This window comes from Nonomuraea terrae, assembly GCF_004348995.1.
Taxonomy (GTDB): Bacteria; Actinomycetota; Actinomycetes; order Streptosporangiales; family Streptosporangiaceae; genus Nonomuraea; species Nonomuraea terrae.
The window spans coordinates 1-6,025 of record NZ_SMKQ01000333.1 but is presented as its reverse complement, the minus strand read 5'-3'; the positions used below and the strand labels follow the sequence as shown (position 1 = coordinate 6,025).

5 protein-coding genes and 1 pseudogene are annotated in these 6,025 nt (G+C 70.4%); 2 read left to right on the top strand and 4 right to left on the bottom strand.

Annotation, left to right across the window (positions count from 1 at the left end; genetic code table 11):
- The coding region (locus E1286_RS45430; RefSeq protein ID WP_223190934.1) for an alpha/beta hydrolase family protein at nucleotides 1–1,225 on the top strand (1,225 nt) is incomplete at its 5' end.
- A 169-nt stretch (nucleotides 1,226–1,394) separates the two neighbouring features.
- On the opposite strand, the gene E1286_RS45425 is transcribed toward E1286_RS45430, so the two are convergent.
- Nucleotides 1,395–2,717 carry a hypothetical protein gene (locus E1286_RS45425; protein WP_132623358.1) on the bottom strand — a complete coding sequence of 441 codons (1,323 nt, stop codon included), beginning with the start codon at nucleotides 2,715–2,717 and terminating at the stop codon, nucleotides 1,395–1,397.
- A gap of 5 nt (nucleotides 2,718–2,722) precedes the next feature.
- Nucleotides 2,723–3,100: a hypothetical protein gene (locus tag E1286_RS45420; protein ID WP_132623356.1), complete on the bottom strand. Its 378-nt coding sequence runs from the start codon at nucleotides 3,098–3,100 to the stop codon at nucleotides 2,723–2,725.
- A gap of 93 nt (nucleotides 3,101–3,193) precedes the next feature.
- Between E1286_RS45420 and eccB the strand changes: the two genes are divergently transcribed.
- Entirely contained in the window at nucleotides 3,194–4,630 is a 1,437-nt protein-coding gene (gene eccB, locus E1286_RS45415) for a type VII secretion protein EccB (RefSeq protein WP_132623354.1), read from the top strand.
- 9 nt (nucleotides 4,631–4,639) lie between these two features.
- Here eccB and E1286_RS45410 read toward each other — a convergent pair whose 3' ends face one another.
- Nucleotides 4,640–5,398, bottom strand: coding sequence for a WXG100 family type VII secretion target (locus tag E1286_RS45410; protein ID WP_132623352.1), 759 nt, complete (start codon nucleotides 5,396–5,398; stop codon nucleotides 4,640–4,642).
- Nucleotides 5,395–6,025, bottom strand: a pseudogene (locus tag E1286_RS49695) (hypothetical protein); the annotation flags it as partial. The pseudogene E1286_RS49695 and the gene E1286_RS45410, both read right to left, overlap by 4 nt.

Genomic DNA, 6,025 nt, shown 5'->3' with positions numbered 1-6,025 from the left:
CGTGCATGGAGCCGGGACGGGGCCTCGGGAGAAGTTGATGACGGAGGCGGTCGCGTTCGCGCGGCAGGGGCTGACCGTGCTCGTCTACGACAAGCGGTCGGCCGGCTACTCGCTCTTCCAGCGTTCGTACGCCGACCTCGCCGAGGACGCGCTGGGAGCCGTCGCCGTGTTGCGGCGGCAGCCTGGGGTGGACCCGGCCAAGGTCGGGATCTGGGGGTTCAGCGAAGGCGGCTGGGTGGCGCCGGTCGCGGCGGCGAAGTCCCGCGACGTCTCCTTCCTGATCCTCGTCGGCGCGAACGGGCTGCAGCCGCTGCGGCAGCAGGTCTGGGCGGTGGCGTCCGGGCTGCGCAAGGCGGGAGTGGCCGGGTCGCTCGTGGACCTGACCGTGCCCAAGCTGTACCGCGTGATCGCGGACGGCGGGATGTTCCCTGAGCCGTACTTCGACCCGGCGCCGGTCGTCGGGCAGGTGTGGCAGCCCGTGCTGGGCGTCTGGGGGGTGCACGACCTGCTGACGCCGCCTCGCGAGTCGCCGCCGCTCCTCGCCGCGGCGTTGGACGCGGGCGGGAACCGGCACTACACGTTCCGGTTCTTCCCCGGCGCCGACCACGCCGCCCACCTCACCCCGGACGCCGGCCTCACCCGCCTGCCCGATCTGGCTCCCGGGTACGCGGAGCTGGTCGGCAGCTGGGTGGCCGACGTGACGTCGGGCCGCCCGCCCACGAGCCAGGTCTCGGGCCCCGCACCCGTGCAACCCGCGGACACCACACCCGTGCCGCCGCCCGCGTGGTGGGAGTCGGCCGGCGCGCAACTCGCGGCTCTCGCGCTGTTCCTGGTGGCGTTCGGCGGCTACCCGGTGACGGCCCTGGTCCGCAGGCTGAGGAGGCGGCGACCTGGCGCGGCTCCCATGCGGGCGGCGCGGGTGGTCAGCGCGGGCGGGCTCGTGACGATCGTCGGAGCGTTCGCCTTCCTCGTGCACCAGGTCATGACGGGCGGCAAGCTGGCCACGCCAGGGCCCGTGGTCGCGGACCGGCCGCTGGTCTGGCTCGCGCTGCAGGCGCTCGCGGCGGTGACCGCGGTCGCCACCGTGGTAACAGCCGCGCGATGGCGGCGTTCGATCCTGGAGCGTTCGAACCCCGTGGGCGAGAAGATCCGACTCGGGTTGCTGGTCGCCGGCGGAGTGGTGTTCGTGCCGTGGGCACTCTCCTGGGGACTGCTGCTCCCCTGACCCGGACCAGCCGGCCGGTACGCGATCGACCAGCAGGCGTCGCCGAAAATGGTCAGCCGGGCGCTGCGGTGGGCCATGAAGCCTCCGTGCGGTGCGGATTCGACACCTTCACCACATCGGAGGCTTCCCTGTTGATCCAGCCCGACCGAACGCCTGCGATCAATACGGCTCAGCCGATCCGGCTGTTCACCGCCGAATCAGAGTCGCTGCCCCACACGTCGTCGTCCTCGTGCAGCCACGTCGTGGACTCGCGGTCGCTCGACTCCTGGGCGCCGCCCGCGCCCATGGCGCCCATCGGCACGAACGGCATGCCCGCACCCGTCGCGGAGCCACCGCGGGCGTTCATCGCCGTGCCGGCAGGCACGACACCGCCGCCGCCGTACGTGCCGGGGCCCATGGCCGTGCCCGGCGAGTACGGGGAGCCGGATGGGGAGCCGTAGCCGGGCACCGTCCCGCCGGTGGACGACGTGGACGTGGGGGTGGCGGTGTTCGGCGAGGTGTAGTCCTGCAGCCTCGTGATGGGATCTGTGCCGCCCGTCCGCGTCTGGCCGGGGATCCCGTTGCCGGTGGCGTCCGGATTCTGGGCGTTCGGGCCAGTGGAGCCGTCCGGGTAGCCGCCAGGGCCGGTCGTGGGGCCGCCCGGCGAGCCGGTCGATCCCTCTGATCCCTCTGATCCCGTCCCCGGGTAGCCGGGGACGGTGTATCCGCCGTCGGCCGGATCCGTGGAGCCGAACGTGGGGCGGTCCACCCCAGGCACGCCTGTCGGCATGCCGGACAGGCCGCCGGCTCCGTACGACGCCGGCGAGACGTCACCGCCGCCCGTGGTGTCGAAGGGGTATCTGACCTGGTCGGGGTCCGGATCCCGATCCCGCGGAAGGTTGATGTCGCGCAGCCTTGTCTCGACCGTGTCCGGCATCTGGTTGTAGATGCGCTGGAGGTCGTCGCCGAACGTCTTCAGGTGCAGCCCGGCGAGCTCGTCCTGGGAGCCGAAGTCGAGCCGGTTGCCGCCGTCGCCCGCGCCGCTCGTGGAGCCGTTGTAGACGCGGTAGATGTCGGCGATGCTGTCGTTCCAGGTGCCCAGCATCTGGTTGTGCCATGTCGGCTGCAGGAAGCCCTGCCAGCCGTCGTCGAGGAACGCCTGGTGGTCCTTGACGACCGTGTTGAGGTGCCCGAGCGGCGTGGACATCCCCTTCATCTTCTCCGCGAGCTCCCCGAGCGTGCCGTGCAGGGTCTGGAGCGCCCGCTGGGCCTCGACCGAGGCCGGCCCCTCCCAGTGCTTGGCCAGTTCGACGGCCTGTTCGTAGACCGCCTGCTGGGCGTCGTTGACCACTCGGTGGGCGTCCTGGTAGGCGAGGGACGCCTCTTCGATGCGCGGGGCGTCGATGTTCTTGATGAGGTCCTTCACCTCCTGGACGTTCCGGCCGTACGTCTGGACGTCCCAGGTGCCCCGCGCCGGCTTCAGGTGGTGGGTCTCGTGCTGGTTCTCGCCCACGCCGCTCAGACCTCGCCCTCGTTGGCCGTGTTCGTGGTCCCGTAGACCCCCGCGCCGGTCTCGATCAGCGCGATCGCGGTCTGGAAGTTGATGATGACACGGCGGTAGACGTCGAGGAACTCCTGGTGACTTCTCCCCAGGCTCTCGGAGAACAGCCTGCCGCCCTCCCAGTTGGAGATCGTCTGAAGCTGCGTGCGCAGTTGGTTGACCCCGCCGTACGACGTGAGGTCCTCGACCGAGCCCCTGCCGTCGGTGCCCTGGCCTTCGAAGGGTTTCAGCTCCTCGCGCAAGGCGGAGGCGACGCTCTTGATCTTCTGAGCGCTGTACGTCACACCGTCTCGTTCGGCGTCCAGACCGGGCCAGTTCTCAGGCGTGTTTCCCACGAAACCTCCCCCTGGTGCTCGCTGTTGGAGCTTACTGGAGCATTTCTTTTCCGTACAGGAAACCCATAGTCCTCATGCGTAACATATCCAGATATGCAGACCCAGAAGGATCTCTACCAGGCGCACCGGCTCATGACGCAGCGCCTGGGTCTGGCCCTGCTCCAGGGGGAACCCGATCTGCCGGAGTCTCCGATGCGGCGTCACAACGTGGCGACGTTCGCCGGGATTTTGATCGCGGTCCTGGTGGTGGCGGGATTCGGGATCTGGGGGCTGATCAAACCGGGCAACGCGACCAAGCTGACCGATGCGGGGCAGTTGCTGGTCGAGGAGGAGACCGGCGCGTCGTACGTGTACAACCAGCAGGAGAGCAAACTGCAGCCGGTGGCCAACTACGTCTCCGCGCGGCTGCTCCTCGACAGCCAGGACATCAAGGTCCGCACCGTGTCTGCGGAGTCGCTGGCCCCCTTCGCCCGCGGGCACAAGGTCGGCATCCAAGGCGCGCCGGACTCACTGCCGAAGCGGGAGAGACTGGTCAAGGCCCCATGGTCGGCGTGCGTGACGGAGGCGCCCGACGCCTCCGGCGTACGCAGGCCGTATGTGACGCTCATCGGCGGGATCAGCGTCTCAGGCACGCCGGTGGGCGACGAGGCGCTGGTCGTCAGCGACGGACAGCAGACCTGGTTGCTCTGGGCCAATCAGCGCATGCGCGTGACGAACGTGGACCGGCTGACCGACCAGACGCCCCGCCGCGTGCCCGCCTCCTGGATCAACGCCATCCCGTCGGGCGTGGACTTCGCCGCCCCCAAGGTCCTCCAGCGCGGCAAGAAGGTCGCCGGCCCCGGCGGCAGGACGGCCAGGGTCGGCCACGTGTACAAGGTCGCGTCGGTCGCGGGCTCGGCCGAGCGCTGGTACGTGCTCCTCGCCGACGGGCTCGCGCCCATCACGCAGACGCAGGCGATCCTGCTGCTCCAGGACCCGGCCATCAAGACCGTGTACGGCAACCGCCCGGCTCGCGAGACGCCGATCGACGCGGCCACCGCGAACGCGATGAAGGCGTCCGCGCAGCGGCCCATGGAGAGCGGCCTGCCCGCCACCTTGCCCCGGTTCCGCACGCCTGGCGTGTCCTCTCCCCTCTGCGCCGTGTACGACAACACGATGAAGGGCTCCACCAAGGCCGTCCTGACCACGGGCGGCAACCTGAGCATTCCGCCCCCGGCGACCGGCGCCGGGCCGGAGAAGGTCGACCAGGTGCTGCTTCCCCCAGGCACCGCGGCGCTGGCCGGCACCCTTCCCGGCGACGGGCAGCTCTCGGCCGTCCAGCAGTACTCGCTCATCACCGATCAGGGCAGGCGGTTCCGGCTGGCCTCGGCGGACGTGGTGGGCAAGCTCGGGTACGAGGCCGCGGACGCGGCGCCGGTGCCCGCCCACCTGCTCCGGCTGATCCCCGAAGGGCCCGCGCTGGACCCGGCCGCCGCCAGGATGCCCGTGCAGGAGGTCGACGTCATCCAGCCCGCGACCACGACCCCATGACGGCGGCGGCTACGCCGGGTAGCCGCCGCCGCTCAGGTCGAACTTGGGGGTGAGGGCACCCGTCTTCTCGTCGTACGTCATCTCGGTGCCCATGAACGGCTGCCGGCCGGTCCCCAGGGTGCTCGTCTGGGTCGGCATGGCCTCGAGCCCGGGGAAGATCCGGCCGGCGGTCTGGGCGTACTGGTTGGAGACGTACATCAGACCGCCGAGGGTTCCGATCACGTAGAGGTGCTTGCTGAACACCTTCTGCATCACCGTGATGATGCCTTTCGCCACGACGCTCTCCGCGACCACCGTCGCCACCCTGCCGACGGGCCCGGCGAGGTTGGATGCGAGCTTGGCGACGCCAAGCGTCAGCATCGCGGCCGCGAGGCCGGTGCAGATGACAGCACCCCACTGGAAGAAACCCGCGGATGACTCGACTCCCTCACCGGTCGCGTTACGGCTCTCCTTGAGCTGCGCGAGCGACTCCTTGAAGTCGCCGTGGACCTGGTCGAACGCCTCGAAGGCGCCGCCCTCCCACGTGCCGGTCTCCTTGAGGTAGTTCCTCAGGTCCGTCAGCCCTCGCTCGAGATCGTCGAGCTCGCTCACCGCGCCGTTCTGGGCGGTGGTGCGCCAGTTCCTGGCCGAGTCGGCCATCCCCTCGGGATCGGACACCATCGTGCCGATCGTGGTGGCCACGTAGAACGCCCACGGGCTTCTGATCATGGCAGCGGCGGCCGTGGCCGTTCCAGCAGCCCCCCAGTACATCTCTTTGTAGACGCTCACACGTCCTCCGCCCCGATCACTGGAGGCGCGATGTCCTCGTCACCGCCCCAGACTCCCTCGTCCTCGGAGAGGCCGACCGTCTTCTCGCGGTCGCGTTCCTCGTTGCCTGCCCCGGCTCCGCCGCCCATCGGCATGAAAGGCATCATCGGCATGCCGGACGCGCCGGCTCCGCGCAGCCCCGCCGCGCCGCCGGGCAGGCCGGCGTTCGCGCCGGCGCCCGTGCCGAGCCCGGATCCGGCCATCATGCCGGGCCCCACGCGGGTGCCCAGACCGGAGGGGTCCCCCGCCCCCGGGGGCAGGTTGGTGCTGATCTGCGGGGTGTTGGGGGGCTGGTAGGACGACAGGTCGGTCTTGGACGGGTCGTTGAGCGCCGAGTCGATGCTGGGGACCTTCATGTCGGCGGGATCGGTGCCCGGCATATCCCCCGAGGGCGGGTCCGTACCGGGGAGGTCGGACCCGGGAAAGTCGGACCCGGGGATGTCCGATCCGGGGATGTCCGATCCGGGGATGTCCGATCCGGGGATGTCCGATCCGGGGATGTCCGATCCGGGGATGTCCGATCCGGGCGGGTCGCTGCCCGGGAGGTCGATTCCGGAAAAGTCCGTTCCCGGCACGTCGGTCTCGGGC